This is a genomic window from Alloalcanivorax balearicus MACL04 (assembly GCF_025532145.1).
Lineage (GTDB): Bacteria > Pseudomonadota > Gammaproteobacteria > Pseudomonadales > Alcanivoracaceae > Alloalcanivorax > Alloalcanivorax balearicus.
Map to the genome: position 1 here is coordinate 108514 of NZ_ARXS01000004.1, position 19791 is coordinate 128304.

General features: G+C 61.2%; 18 protein-coding genes. 3 read left to right on the forward strand and 15 right to left on the reverse strand.

The features are described from left to right. On the reverse strand, window positions 1-1182 hold the full coding sequence (locus MA04_RS05060) for a lipid-transfer protein (protein WP_262459662.1): 1182 nt from the start codon (window positions 1180-1182) through the stop codon (window positions 1-3). A 207-nt stretch (window positions 1183-1389) separates the two neighbouring features. On the opposite strand from MA04_RS05060, the gene MA04_RS05065 reads away from it, so the two are divergent. Beyond that, window positions 1390-2052, forward strand: coding sequence for a TetR/AcrR family transcriptional regulator (locus MA04_RS05065; RefSeq protein WP_262459663.1), 663 nt, complete (start codon window positions 1390-1392; stop codon window positions 2050-2052). A 92-nt stretch (window positions 2053-2144) separates the two neighbouring features. Then, window positions 2145-3701 (forward strand): long-chain-fatty-acid--CoA ligase, encoded by a 1557-nt coding sequence (locus tag MA04_RS05070; protein ID WP_262459664.1) that lies wholly within the window; start codon window positions 2145-2147, stop codon window positions 3699-3701. Between the two features lie 61 nt (window positions 3702-3762). Here MA04_RS05070 and MA04_RS05075 read toward each other — a convergent pair whose 3' ends face one another. Continuing rightward, complete coding sequence (locus tag MA04_RS05075) at window positions 3763-4245, reverse strand: Lrp/AsnC family transcriptional regulator (protein ID WP_022993629.1); 483 nt, start codon at window positions 4243-4245, stop codon at window positions 3763-3765. A gap of 294 nt (window positions 4246-4539) precedes the next feature. Here MA04_RS05075 and MA04_RS05080 point away from each other — a divergent pair, with 294 nt between their 5' ends. Beyond that, on the forward strand, window positions 4540-6213 hold the full coding sequence (locus tag MA04_RS05080; protein ID WP_163121779.1) for a 2-isopropylmalate synthase: 1674 nt from the start codon (window positions 4540-4542) through the stop codon (window positions 6211-6213). Between the two features lie 176 nt (window positions 6214-6389). Here the strand turns inward: MA04_RS05080 and MA04_RS05085 are convergent, their stop codons facing one another. From MA04_RS05085 to MA04_RS05145, 13 genes are all read right to left on the reverse strand, one after another. Beyond that, window positions 6390-7091, reverse strand: coding sequence for a type 1 glutamine amidotransferase (locus MA04_RS05085; RefSeq protein WP_262459665.1), 702 nt, complete (start codon window positions 7089-7091; stop codon window positions 6390-6392). A 21-nt stretch (window positions 7092-7112) separates the two neighbouring features. Beyond that, entirely contained in the window at window positions 7113-8477 is a 1365-nt protein-coding gene (locus tag MA04_RS05090) for an META domain-containing protein (protein WP_262459666.1), read from the reverse strand. A 100-nt stretch (window positions 8478-8577) separates the two neighbouring features. After that, window positions 8578-9297, reverse strand: a complete 720-nt coding sequence (gene mtgA, locus MA04_RS05095) for a monofunctional biosynthetic peptidoglycan transglycosylase (RefSeq protein WP_262459667.1) — start codon at window positions 9295-9297, stop codon at window positions 8578-8580. Between the two features lie 79 nt (window positions 9298-9376). Continuing rightward, complete coding sequence (locus MA04_RS05100) at window positions 9377-9709, reverse strand: hypothetical protein (protein ID WP_262459668.1); 333 nt, start codon at window positions 9707-9709, stop codon at window positions 9377-9379. A gap of 66 nt (window positions 9710-9775) precedes the next feature. Further along, window positions 9776-11470, reverse strand: a complete 1695-nt coding sequence (locus MA04_RS05105) for a SulP family inorganic anion transporter (RefSeq protein ID WP_262459669.1) — start codon at window positions 11468-11470, stop codon at window positions 9776-9778. 208 nt (window positions 11471-11678) lie between these two features. Next, on the reverse strand, window positions 11679-13319 hold the full coding sequence (locus MA04_RS05110; RefSeq protein ID WP_262459671.1) for an S-layer protein: 1641 nt from the start codon (window positions 13317-13319) through the stop codon (window positions 11679-11681). 103 nt (window positions 13320-13422) lie between these two features. After that, on the reverse strand, window positions 13423-13944 hold the full coding sequence (locus MA04_RS05115) for a nucleoside deaminase (protein ID WP_262459672.1): 522 nt from the start codon (window positions 13942-13944) through the stop codon (window positions 13423-13425). Window positions 13945-14002: 58 nt separating this feature from the next. Beyond that, the gene (locus tag MA04_RS05120) at window positions 14003-14794 is read right to left on the reverse strand and encodes an ABC transporter permease (RefSeq protein ID WP_262459673.1); all 792 of its coding nucleotides are present in this window, start codon (window positions 14792-14794) and stop codon (window positions 14003-14005) included. After that, window positions 14778-15617: an ABC transporter ATP-binding protein gene (locus MA04_RS05125; RefSeq protein ID WP_316252579.1), complete on the reverse strand. Its 840-nt coding sequence runs from the start codon at window positions 15615-15617 to the stop codon at window positions 14778-14780. The genes MA04_RS05120 and MA04_RS05125 overlap by 17 nt, the downstream gene beginning before the upstream one ends. 289 nt (window positions 15618-15906) lie before the next feature. Next, window positions 15907-16896 carry an ABC transporter substrate-binding protein gene (locus tag MA04_RS05130; RefSeq protein ID WP_262459674.1) on the reverse strand — a complete coding sequence of 330 codons (990 nt, stop codon included), beginning with the start codon at window positions 16894-16896 and terminating at the stop codon, window positions 15907-15909. A 52-nt stretch (window positions 16897-16948) separates the two neighbouring features. Beyond that, window positions 16949-17728 (reverse strand): alpha/beta fold hydrolase, encoded by a 780-nt coding sequence (locus tag MA04_RS05135; protein WP_163121757.1) that lies wholly within the window; start codon window positions 17726-17728, stop codon window positions 16949-16951. A 13-nt stretch (window positions 17729-17741) separates the two neighbouring features. Beyond that, window positions 17742-18719, reverse strand: a complete 978-nt coding sequence (locus tag MA04_RS05140; protein ID WP_262459675.1) for an isopenicillin N synthase family dioxygenase — start codon at window positions 18717-18719, stop codon at window positions 17742-17744. Between the two features lie 114 nt (window positions 18720-18833). Further along, window positions 18834-19787 (reverse strand): LysR family transcriptional regulator, encoded by a 954-nt coding sequence (locus tag MA04_RS05145; protein WP_163121753.1) that lies wholly within the window; start codon window positions 19785-19787, stop codon window positions 18834-18836. Window positions 19788-19791: the final 4 nt, after the last annotated feature.

The window sequence follows — 19791 nt, forward strand, 5'->3', positions numbered from 1 at the left end:
TCAGATCCTCTGGTAAAGTGTCACCACGCAAGCACCACCAAGACCCAGGTTGTGCTGCAATCCGATGCGGGCGCCATCCACCTGGCGCGGGCCGCATTGGCCCCTGAGCTGCCAGACGATTTCGGCGCACTGTGCGAGTCCGGTGGCACCAAGGGGGTGGCCCTTGGAGAGCAGCCCGCCGGAGGGGTTGGTGACGACTTTGCCGCCGTAGGTGTTATCGCCATCCATGATGAAACGTTCGGCGGTACCCTCCGGGGTCAACCCGAGCCCTTCATAGGTGATGATTTCGTTGGCGGTGAAGCAATCGTGGAGTTCCACCACGTCCACCGCCTCGGGGCCGAGCCCCGCTTCTTCGTAGACGCTTTGCGCGGCGGCCGCGGTAAGGTCGGCGCCAACCACTTTCATGAGGTTTTGTTCCGAAAAGGTGGATGGGAAGTCCGTCGTCATCGCCTGGGCGCGGATAGCAACGTCGGCCTGAATCCCCAAGCGCCGGGCGAAACCTTCCGAAACCAGGATCGCGGCGGCGGCACCGCAGGTGGGCGGGCAACATTGCAGGCGTGTGAGAGGCCCGTACATTGGGGCGGACGCCAGTACTTCCTCGGTGGTGATCGGTTTGCGGAAAATGGCTTTGTCGTTATGTTCCGCGTGGCGCCGCGCTTTAACCGAGATCAAGGCAAAAGCTTCATCGCTGGCGCCGTAGCGTTGCTGGTATTCACGTCCGGCACCGCCGAACAGCTTGATGGCCATGGGAATGCCGGATGTGTCTCCGTTTTCATCGGCGGCCTCGACGAAACGGCTGAGTGGGCTTGGGCGGTCGGACCATACATCCCCCAAAGCACCGGGCTCCATCTGTTCGAAGCCCAGCGCAATCGAACAGTCGACCATGCCGGAAGCCACTGCCTGACGGGCCAGAAACAGCGCGCTGGATCCCGTTGAGCAGTTGTTGTTGACGTTAAGCACCGGAATGCCGGTCATGCCGGCTCGATAAAGCGCGGCCTGTCCGCTGGTGGAATCCCCGTACACATAGCCGGCGTAGGCCTGTTGGATGTCCCGGTACTCGAGGCCGGCATCAGCGAGTGCGAGGCGAATCGCCGTTTCGCCCATCTTGTCGTAGCTATCGCTGGTGCCGGGTTTGACGAAGGGGATCATGCCGACCCCCGCCACTCTGACTGATTCGCCCATGGCCTTCTCCCGTGAAAATAGGCTTTACAATGCTTTTCTGATTAGTCAGTCTTTGTATTACCGGTCGGTAACTTATCGAAGAATGGCGCAGCGCAAAACCGGCGTCAAGAGAGTTCGGAGACCGATGAGCCGGTGTGAGGGCCTGTCAGGTGTGAGCAATCGAACCGGGAGCGACTATGTCCAGAAGAACTATGTCCAGGAGCAACTATGTCAGGTGACGCGGATAAGCGGGCCGCCGCGGCGGAAATGAAACTGGCCGCTTCCCCTTGGAAGCCTTTCGAGGCTCGGCGCCGTGAGAGAGACGTCAAGCGTGGAGCGGTATTGCGAGTGGCGGTGAGTTTGTTTTTGGAGCAGGGCTACGATCGTACGTCGCTTAATGAAGTGGCGGAACGTCTCAATATTACCAAGCCGGCTCTTTATAACTATTTCCGCAGCAAGGAAGAGATTCTAGTTGAGTGTTATCGGCTGGGGCAGGAAAAGGCGATGGCCGGTATCGAACGTATCCTGGCGAAGCCGGATACCGGTCTGGTCCGCTTGCGTGCCTTGATCCGTCACTATTGCGAAGTGATGACACTCGATTTTGGTCAATGCCTGGTAAGGGTCGACGACCACGTACTTTCCGCTCCGGCTCGCGATCAGGTACGTGAAGGCAAACGTCTGATTGACCGTTATTTCCGTGATTTTCTCACCAGCGGGATGGAAGACGGCTCGATCAAACCTTGTGATGTGCGCTTGACGGTATTCGCCATTACCGGGGCGATTAACTGGGTCGGGCATTGGTATCGGGCGGATGGTGAAATGACCGCCCGGGAGATCGGTGATACCTACGCCATGCAGTTGACCGGGAGTCTGGCCGTGGAGGAAACCTGATTCCAGGGCATTGGTGGGACAGGGCCGTTCACGAGAGCAGTTCACCGAGAATAACAAAGGTAACCGCAGGCGGTTCAACAGGAGTGAAAGCAATGAACATAACTCAGGGCCTGCGCCGCGCGCAGCAGATTAACCGAAACGGAATCGCCATCATTGAAGGTGACCTCACACGCACCTGGGCAGAGGTGGGCGACCGCGTTGCCCGGTTGGCAGGAGCTTTTGGCGAATATGGCGTGAAGCCGGGAGACCGGGTTGCGGTGTTGATGCTCAATAGCGCCCGCTATCTTGAATTGTATCTGGCTTGCGCCTGGTCCGGTGCGGTCATCGTGCCACTGAACATTCGCTGGAGCACAAGGGAGAACGCGCTGGCTTTGGAAGACTGTGGTGCCCGCCTGTTGTTTGTCGATGCGGCTTTCGAGCCCTCGGCACGGGAACTGGCCGACGACGGTATGGCAACCACCGTGGTGTGGGCTGATGATGGCGCGTCGCCAACGGGTTTGCTTGATTACGAGACACTGCTGAATGAGGCCGCCCCGGTGGCGGACGTGATGTGCGATCAGAATGATCTCGCCGGTATCTTTTATACCGGTGGCACCACGGGCCGCTCGAAAGGAGTGATGCTCAGTCACGGCAATCTGGTCGCCAATGCCTTCAACGCGCTGGCGGAAGGCCTGTTTCCCAGAGGCAGTGTGTACCTTCACGCGGCGCCGATGTTCCATCTCGCCAACGGCGCGGCGATGTATTCGCAGCTGTTGTGTGGCGGTACCAACGTCATTATCCAGGCGTTCAGCCCGGAAGCCTTGACCGCGGCGGTGGAACGTCACGGTGTCACGGATATGTTGCTGGTGCCCACCATGATCCAGATGCTGGTCGACAGCGAGGCCGTGGTGTCCGCGGATTTGTCGTCGGTTCGCCGTGTTCTGTATGGCGCCTCACCGATCAGCGAGGCGGTGCTTGACCGGGCTTTGGCACGGCTCCCGGATGCCGGTTTCGTGCAACTTTACGGTATGACGGAGCTGTCGCCGATCGCCACCCTCAACCCGCCTGAGAACCATCTGGGAGAGGCGCGTGAGCGAGGACTTCACAAATCCGCCGGACGAGCCACGCTGGGGGTCGAGGTGCGTATTGTTGGTGACGACAATAACCAGCTGCCGCCCGGTCAGGTCGGGGAGATCGTGGCGCGTGGTGATAATCTGATGCAGGGGTATTGGAACCGTCCCGAGGAAACCGGCAAAGCGATCGTCGACGGTTGGATGCATACCGGTGATGGCGGTTACCTGGACGCCGACGGCTATCTGTTCGTGGTTGACCGCGTCAAAGACATGATTATCTCCGGTGGGGAGAACGTCTATTCCGTCGAGGTGGAAAATACCATCGCCGAGCATCCGGCGGTGGCGCAATGCGCGGTCATCGGTATTCCGGACGATCATTGGGGGGAGGCGGTTCACGCGGTGGTTCTGCCAAAGCCTGGAGAAGCCATTGACGGTGACGAACTCATCGCTTTTTGCAAGGCCCGTATCGCTGGCTACAAATGTCCCCGCAGCGTGGAAGTGCGCGACCAGCCGCTGCCGATGTCCGGCGCCGGCAAGATTCTGAAGACCGAATTGCGCCGGCCCTGGTGGGAGACCCGCGAACACGGTATCTCCTGAACGGCTGTCGCCGGGCCGTGTGAGGACGCGCGGTGGTCCGCGCGTCCGGGTTCCCTTCTCACTACAGATAATCCAGAGGTAAAGCACTGGTGTCGATCACCCGCCGCATTACAAAGCTGGAGTGCACGCCGCTGACACCCTCGATGCGGGTCACCTTGTTGAGCAGAAAGTTCTGATAGTGGTCGATGTCCGGCACCACCACCTTGAGCAGGTAGTCTGCTTCCTGGCCGGTGACCAGATAGCATTGCTGCACTTCCGGGTACCGCGACACGGTGGCCTCGAAATTGGCGAAGCGCTCCGGAATGTGGCGATCCATGCTGACCTGAATCATGACGGTGAGATCCAGACCCAGCTTCCGGGGATCCAGCACCGTTTCCCGCCGCAGGATGATCCCCGCCGCTTCCAGCTTTTGTACCCGGCGCGAGCAGGGTGAGGGGGACAGGCCGACCCGCTCAGCCAGTTGTTGGTTGGTGAGACCTCCGTCTTCCTGGAGAGCTCGCAGTATGCGGACGTCGGTACGGTCCAGATTTGCCGGTTTTTCCATTGGTGTGACGATTCCTGTCTGTGTTTGCCTGATTTTCGAGATAATATTGCTCAATATTCGAAAATTGAGAGAAAAAAGCAAGCACATTGCCCTGTTGTCTACGTAAACTGTCTCTTGTCGTCACGGGTCACAAGTCCGGGCGACACCGGAAGCGGCCCCGCCCTACCCGGCGGTGGTCGTACCCGGATCCGCGTTGGCCGGTGATCCCGGAGAACGACAGAGGGCCTGCCTGGCGGGCCCCCAGAACCCAAAAAAACGGGCTTCCCTTACCAGGGTTTCAATTGGAGTCACCTCATGAGTTTCGATCATCGCAAATACAGTCCTTTCGTTACTGTCGACAAGCCGGATCGCAAGTGGCCGGGCCGCCGCATCGAGCAGGCGCCGCTATGGGCCGCGGTGGATCTGCGTGATGGTAACCAGGCGCTGATCAAACCCATGTCGGTGGCGCAGAAAAAACGTTTCTTCAAGCTGTTGGTGGAAGTGGGCTTCAAGGAAATCGAGGTGGGCTTCCCGTCCGGCAGCCAGATCGATTTTGATTTCTGCCGGGCCCTGATCGAGGAAGACCTGGTGCCGGACGATGTCCATATCCAGGTGCTTACCCAGTCACGACACGAACTGATCGAGCGCACCTTCGAAGCGGTACGTGGCGCCAGGAACGCCATCGTTCATATTTACAACGCCACCTCACCGACCTTTCGCGATCAGGTGTTCAATGTGGACAAGGAAGGCTGCAAGGCCATAGCGGTGCAGGCCGCCACCTGGGTGCGTGACATGGCGGCGCGGCAGCCGGAGACCCATTGGAGTTTTGAGTACTCGCCGGAGACCTTCAGTGCCACGGAGACCGATTTCGCCGTTGAGGTGATCGATGCCGTGAATGAGGTATGGCGCCCGGATCAGGGCCAGCGGGTGATCATCAACCTGCCGGCCACGGTGGAGGTGAGCACGCCGAACGTGTTCGCCGATCAGGTGGAGATCGTGCATGAAAACATCCGCTATCGGGAGCATGTGCTGATCAGTGTCCATACCCATAACGACCGTGGCTGTGGCGTTGCCGCCGCGGAACTGTCGATGATGGCCGGCGCCGACCGGGTGGAAGGCACCTTGCTGGGTAATGGCGAGCGCACCGGGAACATGGATTTGGTCACCTGCGGCATGAACCTCTATACCCATGGGGTCGATCCCGGAATTGATTTCTCGCGGATGAAGGAAATCGTGCAGGTGGTGGAGGAGATCACCGATATCCCCACGCATCCTCGTCATCCGTACGCCGGCGACCTGGTGTTCACCGCCTTTTCCGGCAGCCACCAGGACGCCATCCGTAAGTGTCTCGGCCTGTACAAGCCCGGTGACATCTGGCGTGTGGCTTATCTGCCCATCGATCCGGCGGATCTGGGCCGGCGCTACGAGGAAGTGGTGCGGATCAACTCCCAGTCCGGCAAAGGCGGGGTGACGCATGTGCTGGAAAGGGACTATGGCATCAGCCTGCCACGCTGGTTACAGCAGGAAATGGCGAAACGGGTACAGACCGATGCCGAGCAAGACGGTGGCGAGATCGATAGCCACCGGGTACATCAGCGCTTCAACAGTGACTATCTGGAAGTGCCGAATGGCTGGACGCTGCGTTCCTATGACCTGCATCGTGGCGAAGAAGGTGTGCAGGCGCAGATCAGCATTGGCGATGAGCGTTCACCGGTGACGGTGCTGTCCGGCCGTGGCGAAGGCGCTGTCGGCGCTCTGGTGGAGTCGCTCAACCGTCGGCACGGCTGGCAGTTGCAAGTGGAAGCGTTCGATGAGTATTCCCTCGGCGACAACACAGAAGCCAATGCCATGGCCTGTGTCCGGGTGCAAGTCGGCGGTCACACGCAAAGCGCCGTGGCGCTGGCCGCGGACACCACCGCCGCCGCCCTGCAGGCGATCCTCTCCGCCGCCGGCCGCATGGCCGAAGCTCAGGCGCGCAAGAGCGCCTGAGCGGCGCGCCTACACGCTGATTCGCTGCCAAGGCAGCTCCCACAGCGGCTTCGTAGCATGAGCTGTGGGAGCCAGCCTGCTGGCGAATCCCGGTTTGGCGTTGGCACATTCGCTTGCAGGCAAGTTTCCCACGGAGGGACGTCGAAGCCACTGTCCTATCCGAGGATCCGCGGCGGTTACTCCACCGGCATTCCGAAGAAACGCCCCAGCAACACCGACAACAAACGCTGATTGGCGGTGAAGATCTGCGGCATGCTGAGGATTTCCGTGATGCTCTGGGTCCAGGGGCCGGGGCTGAGGTCGGCGGCGCATTCCTGGCACAAGGTGCGGACGTTGTCCTCGCCCATCTCCAGGTGGAATTGCAGGGCCAGGACGTTGTCGCCGTAACTGAATGCCTGGTGCTCACATCCCCAGCTGTGGGCCAGATGCAGGGCGCCGTTGGGGATTTCGAAGGTGTCACCGTGCCAGTGAAAGACCGCCGGTGCGTCGTTGAACAGACTGCCCAGCGGGTGTTGGCGGCCCAGCTCGGTGCTCTGCACCGGGAAAAAACCGATCTCCTTATCTGGATTCTTGTGCACCCGGGCCCCGAGCGCGCGAGCGATCAATTGGGCACCCAGGCAGATACCAAGTACTTTGTGGCCGCCGTCGATACAGGCGCGGATAAAACGCTTTTCGTCCGCCAGCCAAGGGTAGCGGTGCTCATCGTCCGCGCTCATGGGCCCGCCCATGACGATCAGCGCGTCCAGGTCATCCGGGTCGGGCAGCTCTTCACCGTGATAAAGGCGGGTGGCGGTGATGCGCGCGCCATTGGCGGCCAGCCAGGGCTCTATGGCCCCCAGTTTCTCGAAGGGCACATGGGTCAGATAATGGATGCGCATGACCAGCCTCTCAGGTTTCGGTTACAGATACTCCGCGGTGAACACCGCCAGTAGATGGCTCTCCTGGTCGTAGAGACTAAGCCGCTCGCCATCGATTCGGAAGCCCCGGGTTTGCTCCAGACTGGCCAGAAAAGCGGCGGAGACGTTATCTCCGGTGCAGGCGCGCCGGGTAGTGGCCAGTTCACCGAAACGGAGAAGCTCCCCGTCCAGGGTGAAGCCGCCGGTGAGCCGGTTACAACCAGTGTCGCCTTTGACGGTCTTGTCACTGGCGAGGATCAAATGGACCTGGTTCTGGCCTTCACCGGGGGACGGGGCGGATTGGCCGTTCACGTCAATCAGCTTCCAGTAAGTGTTGGTGAGCTGAGCGGAGGGTTGCTCGCACTGCTCGGGCTCTCTCACATTGCGGTAATCGCGTACCACCAGCGCGTCCACCTGTGTGCCGGCTTCCTGGCCGCGCCGTTTTTCCAGGGTTCCGTCCAGTTCCATGAACATGGGGGCCATGGGTTCCAGCCCGGCCTGCTGGTAAGCTTTGGCCAGGGCGTCGGCCATGGCGCCGGCCACCGTCAATCGCCGGTCGCTGTCACAGGGCATGAAGATGGCCTGCTCGTCGTGATAGAGGTAGCGGCCGACGAAGCTGACCGGTGCCGGGCCGCTGTCATGAGCGGTCAGGGTCAAGGTGTCGAGATTCCCTTCGCCGTCCCGCCGCAAAGGCGCGTCTCCGGTGTTCATGACGACGCCGCCATCGACAATGACCCGGGCATTAACCGCATAGTCGGTGCCGGCCTTGAGGCGTCCCTTGGCCAGGTACAAATGGAACGGTTGCGGGGTGTCCCGCAGATGGACCAGGCGTTGCAGCAAAGGTGTCCGGTTAGCGTCCATCAAGGTCACGGCCAGTATCGCTTGCGGGGGCAGCTTGCTATCGCCTGCGAACGTGATTTCGCCGGTTACCTCTTCCACCGCTTCGTTGTCCCGTTGGTAAACGCCGGAGTAAGGGGCGTTTTCATCCTGTTCCCCGTCCTGACCTTCCAGGGCCAGTGTGTCCTGCTCCAGGACCGCGCTCAGGGCGGCCTCGTTGACGTTATCCTGCCCATTCAGGTAGCGCAGGATCAGTTGATCGTCGCGGCGTTCCCAGCTCAACCCCTGATGCTTGGTGTCGCCAACCAGAAATAATTCACCGTCCTCGGCCAGTACCAGGATGCGCGCCGCTTTGTCACCGTCGGGGCGCCAGGCGCCGCTGATGCTGTCCCGTTCCACGGCGGCCGGCTCGGGGGCTGGGCTGGCTTGCTCACTCTGCGGTTGTGGCGCAGCGGGGGCATCGGGGGAGGAGCTGTCGTCACAGGCAGCCAATAGCGCTACCAGGGGCAGCACGAGCCCGATTGCTTTCATAGGAAGCTCTCCAAATTCTGTCTTGAATCTCTAGTCGAATCGAACGCCGGGTTCGAACCCGTGGGTACGTGATGGTGAGATACCATCCGCCCCGTTTTGTTCAGCCCCGGTCTGGTAAGGCCACCAGTGGGAGCTGATTTTGTATCCACTGGGTGCGTTGGTGAACGTAATCGGTGACACCACGCACGTCGTAGTAGCTGGGGCGCGGCAGCATCGCCGCCAGTTGCGCCGCCTGCGCCGGCCCCAAGGACGCGGCGCTGATGCCGAAGTAATGCCGGGCAGCGGCTTCGGCACCGAAAATCCGGTTGCCCCATTGGGCGGTATTCAAATACAACTCCAGAATCCGCTGTTTGGACATGGTGGCTTCCAGCATCAACGCGATCATTGCCTCCTGCCCTTTGCGCCAGTAGCTGCGGTCGCTGTTCAGGAACAGGTTCTTGGCCAACTGCTGGGTGATGGTGGAGCCCCCGGCCACCGGGCGTCCCGCCTTGCGGTTGCGCTCGATGGCGTGGCGGATCCCGCGCCAGTCAAAGCCGATATGCTCAACGAAGCGGGCATCCTCGGAGACCAGTACCGCCCGTTTCAGGTCCGTGGCGATCTGATCGTAATCACGCCACAGATACTGCACCGTGCCGTGCTGGCGGGACCGTTCCATGAAGGCGGTATTTTGCGGGTTGTAGGCACGTAAATACAGTACCTGGCCGAGGAACCACAGTTGTGTTCCCAGCACCACGATGACGGCCAAACCCAGCAGCGAAAGAAAAAAGCGTTTCATGGCGTACCCGTTCCGTCCGGCGATGCCGGCGGCGTCCCTTCTCATGATCCCGGTCTATGTTGTCCAAAAGCGGCGGGTTTGTCAGGTTGAAAACGCCGGGAACGTGACCGGAGCCTGCTCCTGGTCAGCGTCCCGGCACCGGCAGATCGAGCTTGGGCGGCTCATGCCGCTTCGGTGAGGAAAACGGCTTGGCGGTATTTCGTGGCGGACTCTGGCCCTCCGTACCGGTCATATCCTTGATTTCCAGCTTGTGTTTTTCCATGGGGTTCTTCTCAAGAGAGCCGGAATCATTGTTTTGCAGGCGGGAACGCGGGGTACTGCTCAGGCCTTCGTAGTCGAGGCCGTAGTTGTAGTCTTCCTCGTAGACATCATCACCGCGGATGTAGTCGTAGCCGTCGGCATGAACCGTGCTGGTGGCCAGCAGGCCGGCCGCCAGGAGGGCGATAAGCAGGCGCATGAGGCTTCTCCCTGTGGCTCCACGGAAGATTGGACGCCAGCGGGCCGGAGGGGTTCCCGGCCCGGGTCAGTCTTGCTCGGGCGCCTTTGCCTTCAGAGCCACGATCGCCTCGCGATTGTTGACGAACAGATTGTCGTCACCGAGCCGTTGCAGCAAGCCGATGTGGGCCAGGCGATCGCGCACCTGCTTTTTCACCCCGGACAGAGCCAGCCGGATGCCGCGCCGCTGCAGGTCCTGATGCAATTGGGACAGGGTGTCGGCACCGGTGGCGTCCATGTCATTGACCGCAGAGGCGCAAATCAAGATAACCCGGAGATCGGTTTCTTTTTGCAGGCGTTCGCGGATGAAGCGGTCCATTAACGGTGCGGTGATGTAGGTCAGGGAGGCGTCCAGCCGCAGAGACAATACCCCCGGCGCGATCGGTGGCAGGCCGTTGAGGGTGCGGTCGCGCAAGGTGCCGGCGGGATCCAGTCCCAGTTCAATCAGGCGCGGGTGGGCGCGCCGGTAAAGAAAGAACACCATCGCTAGCAGAAAGCCAGTGAGGACGCCCCAATGCAGGTACGGCACCGCGATCAGTGTGGCGATGAAGGTGGCCACGGCCACCACGCCGTCGTCCCGCGAGGTACGGAACAGATGCAGAAAGGCCTTCGGCTGGATCAGATTGAGCACCGGCACAATGATGATCGCCGCCAGCACCGCGCGGGGCAGATGTTGCAGATAGCCGGTAAAAAACAGCAGACAGACCAGCGTACACAGGGCGGCGAACAGCGCCGACCAGCCACTGGTGGCTCCAACGTAGAGATTCAGGGCGCTGCGGGAGAAGGAGCCGCTTACCGGAAAGGCGCCGCTCAGGCCGCTGGTGATCTTGGCCAGGCCCTGGCCCACCAGTTCCTGATTCTGATTCCAAAGTCGGCCGTCCGGATTGGGCAGGGTGCGGGCACTGGCCATGGCTTCGGTAAAGCTGATCAGGGCGATGATCACCGCCGCCGGCAGCAAGGCGCGGTGTTGTTCAAGGGTCAGCGAGGGCGGCCATTGGGGGGCGGGCAGGCCGGCGGGAATCAGTCCCACCACATTCCCTCCCAGTGCCTGATAGCTAAACAGGGCACTGACCGCGATGCCCACCACACACACCACCAGAACACCGGGCAGGCGTGGCGCGAAGCGTTTTTGCAGCCACAGCAGTGCGATCGACCCCAGGCCGAAAGCCAGGGTCCATAGCCAGGCGGCGTCGGCATCGGCCAGATGACGCTGGAGGCCGGCCAGGGCAGCGCTGAAGTTCTGACCCTCCAGGCCGATCAGGGCCGGCACTTGAGACAGTAAAATGATCAGTGCCGCCGCGTTGATGAATCCCGTTATCACGGCGTTGGAGATGAAGTTAGCGATCACTCCAAGGCGAAAGGCGCCAAGCAGGAACTGGATCAGACCGGCATACAACGCCAGCCAGATGGCCAGCACCACCCATTGCCCACTTTCCGGTTCGGCCAGAGGGTGCAGCGCGGCGTAGGTCAGCAGGCTGGTTAGGGCCACCGGGCCCACCGCGAGCAGCGCCGAGGAGCCCCACAGAATCCCCACGACACTGGGCAGCAGCGCGGCATAGAGCCCGGTGACCGGCGGCATGCCCGCCAGGGTGGCGTAGGCGATGGCTTGAGGAATCAGTACCAGTCCCACGGTAATGCCGGCAAAGGCGTCCTTGCGCAGTGACTGGGCGCGGGGACGGGGCCACTGCGTGAACGGCAGCAGGCGGCGGATCCAGGACTTCATTGAAACTCCATGAGCGACACTACGGCGCGGCTCACGGTAAGGCCGGAGCGCCGGTGCAAGCTTATTTGAGGTAATGTGAGGCAATTATAAATGAGGAGAGGTGGGTATTGAAATTGGTTCTCCAGCCTATTTTTTGATGGCTGGTTATTAACAGGGGTGATTTCGGCAAGGGCTGAAAGCGGCCGATGGCCGCTTTCGCCGGGACGGGTCACTCCACGCTGATGAAAATAGGGTTGGAGTAGAACCACAGATCGTTGTAATTACGAGCGTTGATGGCATCAAAGCGGGCGGCGTCATTGACCACCTCTACTTTGGCGTCCGGCAGCGGCTCGCCGTCTTCCATTTGACCGGGCACATTGACCGCCAGATTGGTGCCGCGTAAGCGCAGGTACTGATCGCCGGTCACGGTGAGAGTGTGGGTGATGACAGTGTAGCCGTCTTCGTCCACGGTCCAGTCGTTGGCGGTGAAGCGCGCCAGAACCCGGGTGCTCGGATTGCTGGCGGACTGGTAATCGGCGGAATCGGGTTGCGCGGGCGCCTGCACATCGCCGACGATCAGGTCCACATGATCCACCGTCGGTTTCATGTAGGCGGACTGGCCGCTTTCCAGCGGATACTCGTAGTGATTGGTTTGCGGGCTGCGGAAGCGGATGGTCACCGTCACTTGCTCGCCCTGGGCCGCCGTCAGAGTACCCCCCATCGGCGTGCTGGTCTCAGTGCCCTCGGCCTGAAACTCCAGAGCGTCGATCAGATCACCGAAAACGCCGAACAGACGGCCGCCGCGCAGACCGTCCAGCAGGGCGGAAGCATCCTCGCCATCCTTCCAGACATAGGTTTTGGCGTACTCGCCAGGGGCGTAGCCGCTGCTGTATCGGCCTTGCGCCGTGGTGAAATGGTAGTCGGAGTTGGCCACGTTCCAGATCCGCCGGCCTTCACCCAGCAGCGCGTCCCAGGTGCCACCCAGTTTCGCCACCAGATAGTCGACACCGCCATAGGTACGCGAGCTCAGGTTCTCTTCGGTATAGGCCTCGGCATAGCCGCCACGATCCGGCTCCATCTGATTGCCGACCATGCCTTCGATGGTGAAGAACTGATCGGGCGCCAGATCGTGCATCTGGCGGATCTGGGCAATGGTGTATTTGCCCCTGTAGCGGGAAGGGTGGTTCAACAGCATATAGCTGTCGGGGTGATTATCGCGCAGCCAGCCTAACGCGCTGAGGGCGTCCTCGTGGGTAGCGTTGGCACGCGGCTGGTCGCCCAGACTTTCCACCAGGGCAGGATCGAAAAGGCTGGCATCGCGGGTGGTGAACAGATACTCGAATTCCGCCACCGCCTGCAGATTGGCCTCGGACATCGGGTCGTCCATGCCGATGCCGACATTGACGTGATCGTGGGTCGGCATGTCCCACTCGAAAGAGGAATAGATCAAGGCGCCGGGATAGCGATCCTGCTCCAGGGCCTGCTTCAGATAAGGCACTTCGTAGTCGATGAGCGCCTGATAAAAGGGTATGGATTCTCCCAGCTCGGCGCCGTCATGATCCCGATAGGACGTGCGCAGATGATTGGAAATGGTGAGCCAGTCCAGGTCGTAGCGGGTGAAGGCGTCGTCCAGCACGCTTTCCAGGGACACCTGGGCATCGTCGGATTGATAGGTATGCACATGCAGATCGCCGGCGCTCCAGGCCCCGCTGGGTTGCGGTTCCGGAGTCGGCTCCGGGGTGGGTTCAGGGGTGGGTTCCGGAGAGGGTGAGGAACTGCCCCCTGAGCCGCCGCAGGCGCTCAGGAAAGTGGCGAGGGTGATGGCCGACAATAAAGAAATGCGAGAGTTGTGGGAAAAAAGAAATGACATTAAAAGTACTCTCCAGATCAGGGCACCAGGTTTGGTGCCGTGAAAAAGAAGAGCACTGTGGACCAGTCAGGTGACGATATAATGACGCGGAGATACATACTGGTCAGTCTTTCTTTTCTTTCCAAAAGCGCAGGTGAAGAGCGGCGGCTTCCTGTTCCAGTAGTGGTCCGATCACCTGAACGGAGCGCTGCCCGGCGGCGAAAACGGTCCGGCAGGGCAGGTCCAGGGTTGGATTCTCGGGGTGGTTGCCGGTAATCACTTTGAGTTGCTTTTCGGAAAGACCGTAGACCACACGTCCGACGCCGGCCCAATAGGCCGCCCCGGCGCACATGACACAGGGCTCGGCGGAGGTATAGAGCGTGCATCGGGAAAGAAAGTCTGGCGAGTAGGTCCGGGAAGCACGCGTAAGGATCACCCGTTCGGCGTGGCCGGTCATGTCATGATCAGGCAGGAAGGCGTTCTCCTGTTCCATCAGAATTTCTCCATCGGCGCTGACAAGTAGCGCACCGAACGGATGGCAACCGCCTTTCAGCGCCCGTTCGGCGACCAGGAAGCTTTGCCGTATATAGTGCTCGTGATCCAGTTTCGGCAGTGCTTTATCGGCGTTCATGGTTGACTTGTTCATCTCTTAATCGCTGTGACTGTATTCGGGGAGCGGGCCTGGAACGAGGAACAAAGTGCGCTCAGGATTTCGGCAGGCTCCAGGGAAACCACCATTTTTGGATCATCGCCACCAGCCGGAACAGGATCAGGCTGATGGTGACCAGAATGGCCAGTGCGGCAAACGCCTGGGGCACTTTGAAAAAAGAGGTGGAGAAGGCGATGAAGAATCCCAACCCGTTCTCGGCGGCGACAAATTCCGCGACCACCGCGCCGATAATGGCCAGCGTGATGGAAATGCGCAGTGCGGAAAAAATATGCGGCACCGCGAAAGGCAGTTGAATGTTGCGAATCTCGCGCCAACGGCTGGCTCCGAGGGAGCGGGAAAGCTCCAGCAGTTCAGGCGGCGTCGACATCAGCCCGGTGACGGTGGACACAACAATGGGGAAAAAGGTGATCAGAAACGTAATGACGATGCGCGGCGCGTCGCCGGCACCCAGCACCACCACGATAATCGGCGCCACGGCGACGACGGGTGTGGACTGTACCACCACCAGCATTGGGTAGAGTGTTCGGGATAGCAGCCGGCTGTTGGCCAGCGCCACCGCCAACGGAATGCCGATAATTACCGCCAGCGCGTAGCCCAGCAGGCTGACCCGGAGCGTTGCCCAGATATGGCCACCCCAACTGCTCGGGCTCACCGCCAGTGCGCCTTCAACGATGGCGCTGGGAGGCGGTAGCAGATACACCGGCACGTCCAGCAGGCGACAGCCAAGCTCCCAGATCAGCAGCAACAGCAGCGCGGCAAGGACCGGTGCTCCGCGGTCCAGCAGTCTCAGAAGCACGCGCCCGGCGGATTCAGGCGAGGACCGCATGGCTGAAGACCTGGCCGCGGATATGGTTGGCGATTTCATGGAAGCGGGGCTCCGACAGGGTTTTCAGAGTGCGCGGGCGTGGCAGGCCCACGTCGATGATTTCGCGAATGCGTCCGGGGCGGGCGGACATCACCAGGATGCGGTCCGCCAGCAGCAGGGCTTCGGGAATGGAGTGGGTGATGAACAGCACTGTTTTGGGGCGCTCGGTCCAGATGCGTAGCAGCTCGAAACTCATCTCGTCACGGGTCAGGGCGTCGAGGGCGGAAAACGGCTCGTCCATCAACAGGATATCCGGATCGTGCAGCAGGGCACGGGCGATACCCACCCGCTGTTGCATGCCGCCGGACAGTTCGGAGGGGCGTTTATGGGCGAAGTCCCGCAGCCCCACGGTGTCCAATAATTCCTGTGCCCGCTGTTTTTCCTCAAGGGTGACGCGGCCATACTTGTGCTTCATCGGAAAGGTTATGTTGTCCACCACATTGAGCCAGGGCAGCAGGGTGGGCTGTTGGAACACGATGCCGATTTCCTCGCGGGGCTCGGTTACCGGCAAACCATAGATTTGCGCTTGCCCGGAAGTGGGCTGCACCAGCCCGGCGATCACTCGAAGCAGCGTGGATTTGCCGCAGCCGGAAGGGCCGATAACGGCAATGAACTCGTGCTTATGAATGTCGAAGCTGACGCCGTCCAGCGCGTTGATGACGCTGCCATCGGAGGAAGTGAACACCTGGCCCACATTATTGAAGCGAATGCTTGGTCGCGGGCTGTCGTTATCGTCGTGGGGCACCATGAAAACCTCGAATCGGGTTTGAATCTTCGAAGCCACCTGAAATGGCCGTCATAGTGCGAGCGTTGCAACATGCGCGCCAAAAGCAGAGATTTCCGCGCGAGCCGTTGCCGGACGGTCGCTGGCACGGAAGGGGCTACGAAGCTACTGTAGGAGCTTGCCTGCAAGCGAATGAGTTTCCTGGCCCAAGATTCGCCTGCAGGCAAGCTCCCACAGCGGCTCCAATGGAGATGCGTGCCTTCTCTCAACCCCGATAGATCCAAAAAAACGCGGGCCGGAAAACCCGGACCCGCGTGCAATGAAAACGTTTTCTTGATGTGGTGCTCGCCTACTTGCTGATGAAATCAGCACTGACGGCGTCGGCGGGATTCAGAGTGTCCTCCGGCAGATCCTGTGCCTTGGCGACCCACTTCCAGGTGGTGGCCAGGAGAATGGGATTGAAAACGCCGGCGCCATCGCGCTCGCTGATTTCGTTTTGCATCAGGGGAATGGAGGCGGAAAATTCCTCGGCGACCACCTCCGCGTCCACTTCCGCCACCTTCGCTTTCAGCGCTGCTCCCGCTTGTTGGGGATCTTCAATGGCCATTTTTTGCGCCTGGCGATAAATGGCCAGTACCTTTCTGACCAGCTCCGGCTTTTCCTTGATCAGACGGTCGGATGCGAACACCGAGAGGCCATAGCCATCAAATCCATAATCAGACCAGGGTAAAACCCGGATCTCCTTGCCGGCCTGTTCCATCAAGGCGTTGAAGGCCGGCAGCTTGGTGATCCAGTTGATGGTGCCGTCCACCCGGCCGGTACTCATCATCGGGCCCATGGCACCGGGGTCCACTTTGGTGACACGCACATCGTTCGGCGACATGCCGTTGGCCTCCAGGACCAGCGGCCATGTGACATTGGAGGCGGAGAAGGTGGCGGTGGCGAGATTCTTTCCTTTCAGATCGTCCAGGGTTTCGATGCCGGAATCGGCACTGACGAAAACCGCATCCGGCTGTTTGGTATAAACGGAAAGCACGGCGGTCACTGGCACGGTGGCCCCTGCCTTCGCTTGCAGTAGCGCGGACAGGCCACCGGTGCCCATGTCGGCAGCGCCGGTGGCCAGTTTGGTGACCACATCGCTGGAGCCGCGCCCGGACATGATTTCCACGTCGATGTCCTCGGCCGCGAACAAGCCTTTTTCCACGGCGAGGTAAATGATTGCCTTGTCACCAGCGGGCAACCAGTCGTTGAGCCAGCGGATTTTATCCGCCGCCTGGGCGCTCGCCGCCATACTGACAAGTGAGGCCGTCAAAAGGTAACGTCTGAAACGCTTGATCATGGGTAACTCCTTTTTAGTCCGGGGTCGCGTGCGGCGACACGCCGTTGTCTCGCTATAGTGGTCCATGCAAGGGGCATGCCTTGTCATGTGTGCTAACGCGGCGAAAGAAACTCCCCAGTATCTCTCCAAGCTCGGCGGGAGAAGCCAATTGCGGGGCATGCCCTGTATCGAGAGTGGCGACTTCGGCCCCGGGAACCTGTTGTTGCATCCAGCGCTGCGCCGCTAGGATCACCGAGCGGTCATGCAACGCTTCCACGTAGAGGCGTGGTAGTGTGCCAAAGCGTTCTGCTGTCCAGTGTGCGACGCCGGCGCGAACACCTTCCGGTTGCGGCGTGAGCTGCCGGGCGGCGGCCCAGGCGGGCGCATCGTCGACGTCCTGAAAGAAGATGTCGCGGGCCGAGGCGGGTGGCACTTCGCTGTAGCGGCGTGCTTCGTCCCAGATCAAGTGTGGGCCTATGCCGGCGGCGGCGGGATTCCGCTGGACCAGATGCCGGGTCAGGTCGGCGAACCCGGTGCCCGTGGGCAACATCATTCCGGCCACGTAGGCGACGCCGGCAATGCGGTCAGGGCGATTCTCCGCCGCCTGGGTGGCGATCACGCCACCGCCCGAGTGCGCCACCAGAAAGGTCGGGCCGTCGAGTTGATCGAGGGCCGTTTCCACACAAGCGACACAGTCCGCGAAATCGGCCTGCTCCGCGGTGCCGGTACCGTGGCCATTGCCGGGCAGATTCAGCGCGTGGGGGCGGAATCCTTGCCGGCGCAACAGTGGTGCCAGGGCGTCCCAAACCCAGGCACCGGCCCAGGCGCCGTGAATCAGAATGACATCGTTCATCGAGTTACTTGAGTTACTTATAGGTGCGTTGATACATGTCGATCATGTGTTGCTCGACAGTGACCGGCGGATACTTCGGCGAGGCGCCGGGGGCCAGACAGCTGGGCAGGCACCGCACCTGATGATCCGGATTTCCGGAATGGAAGAACGGCACGGAGAAACGTTCCCGGCCGGACAGGTTGACCACGCGATGCAGGGTCGAGCGATAACGGTCATTGGTCCAGCGGGCGATCATGTCGCCCAGGTTCACCACATAGGTGCCGGGAACGGGATCGGCGTGAATCCAGCCCTGACTGGCCTGGTCCCAGACCTGCAGACCGGGATTGTCATCCTGCAGCAGCAAGGTGATGCCGCCAAAATCGGTGTGGGCGCCGCAGCCTTTTTCGCCGGGCTCGGGATTGCCCGGTTGCGGCGGGTAGTGCAACAAACGCAGGACCGCCATCGGCTCACGGCAAAAATCAGCGAAATAGTCTTCCGGCAAGGACAGTGATAGCGCCAACCCTTGCATGATTCGCGCACTCAGCACGTTCATAGCTTCGAAGTAGGCTTCCATTGCTTCACGAAAGCCGGCCTGTGGTGGCCACTGGTTGGCGCCGTGGTTGAACTTACCGGCGCGTACCGCCGGATGGTCGTCCGGCAGGTCACGGCCAATGTAGTAGCCTTCCTTAAGATCGGGTGGGGCATCCGCTTCCAGGGTCTGGCCGCGCAGTGGTTCATAACCCCGGTTAGCGGGCGACAGCGCTTTGTCGACTTGCTTTTTCATCTCCAGTGGCTGTTCGAAGAACGCCTTGGCGGCAGCAAACACCCGGGCCTGCAGGCGCGCTTCGATACCGTGGTTGCGAATGTAGAAGAAGCCCTTGTCGCGGCAGGCGGCGCTGAGTTGTTCGGCAACCGCCCGGCGTTGTTTCTCGTCGCCGTCGATCAAGGCCCCGATATCGATGATCGGCAGCGACTGTTGATTGACCTTTTGCGCTTGCAGGGTGCTCGTCATGGAACCTCTCTCGCTGGCGGACGATCCTCACCAACCAGTGTGCGCGGAGCCGCGGCGGTGCCAAAGAAGAGAATATCGACCGTGCCGATGCCGATCCGGCAGCGGTGCCGGTGATCAATCGGTCAATGGCTCGCCGATGTCGTTGGCCTCGCGGCGTTCCCGTTCCGCCAGTTCATCGGCCAGCAATCTTGCCACCGCGTCGGCCGCCACCGGCAGGGAGCGGCCGGTACGGGTGTAGATGCCGAGGTCGCTGAAAACCGGGCCGTTGTCGTTGAGAGGGATATGCCTGAGTGTGCCAGCACTTAATTCCGCTTCCAGACCGATACGGGTCTGAAAGGTGACGCCAACACCGCGTCGTGCCAGCTCCTTGCCCAGCTCCACCGAGTTGGATTGCACCACGCCCTTGTCGCCGACGCCGGCGCGTTCGATGGCCGGTTTGAGCAGGTGGTATACCGATAGATCGGCCTTCGCCAGGATCAGAGGGTATTCGGCACAGGTGGCGAAGCTGACTTCGTGCCGTTGCGCCAGGGGGTGCTCCGCCGGCACCAGAGCACCGAGCCGGAACCGCCCCACCATGATCTGTCGCAGGCCGGTGCTGCGTTGCAGGGCGAAGGCCATGCCCAGGTCGGCGGCGCCGCTGGTTACCGCTTCGGGAATGTCGCGGGAGCCGAGGGTGACCACGCCCAGGGTCACTTTCGGAAAGTGCTCCCGGGCCCGTTCAATGATGGTGGGCATGAAGTCCGAGGTGACCCCTTCCACGGTGGCGATTTCCACGTGACCGGTGCGCAGCCCTTTGAGCGCGTCCAGCTCCGAGCGGGCCCGTTCCGCGTCCTGCAATACCACCAGGGCATGCCGGGCGAAGATCTCACCGGCGGTGGTCAGTCTGAGTCCACCGGGCAGCCGCTCGAACAGCGGCGTACCCACTTCGTCCTCGAGTTTCAGGATCTGCCGGTTGACCGCGGAGGACGCCACGAACAGGCGTCGTGCCGCTTCCCGTATGGAGCCGGCGCGGCGTACCGCGTCGAAGTACACCACCGCCGGAGAATGAACGCGCAACCGTGTGCTCATCGGG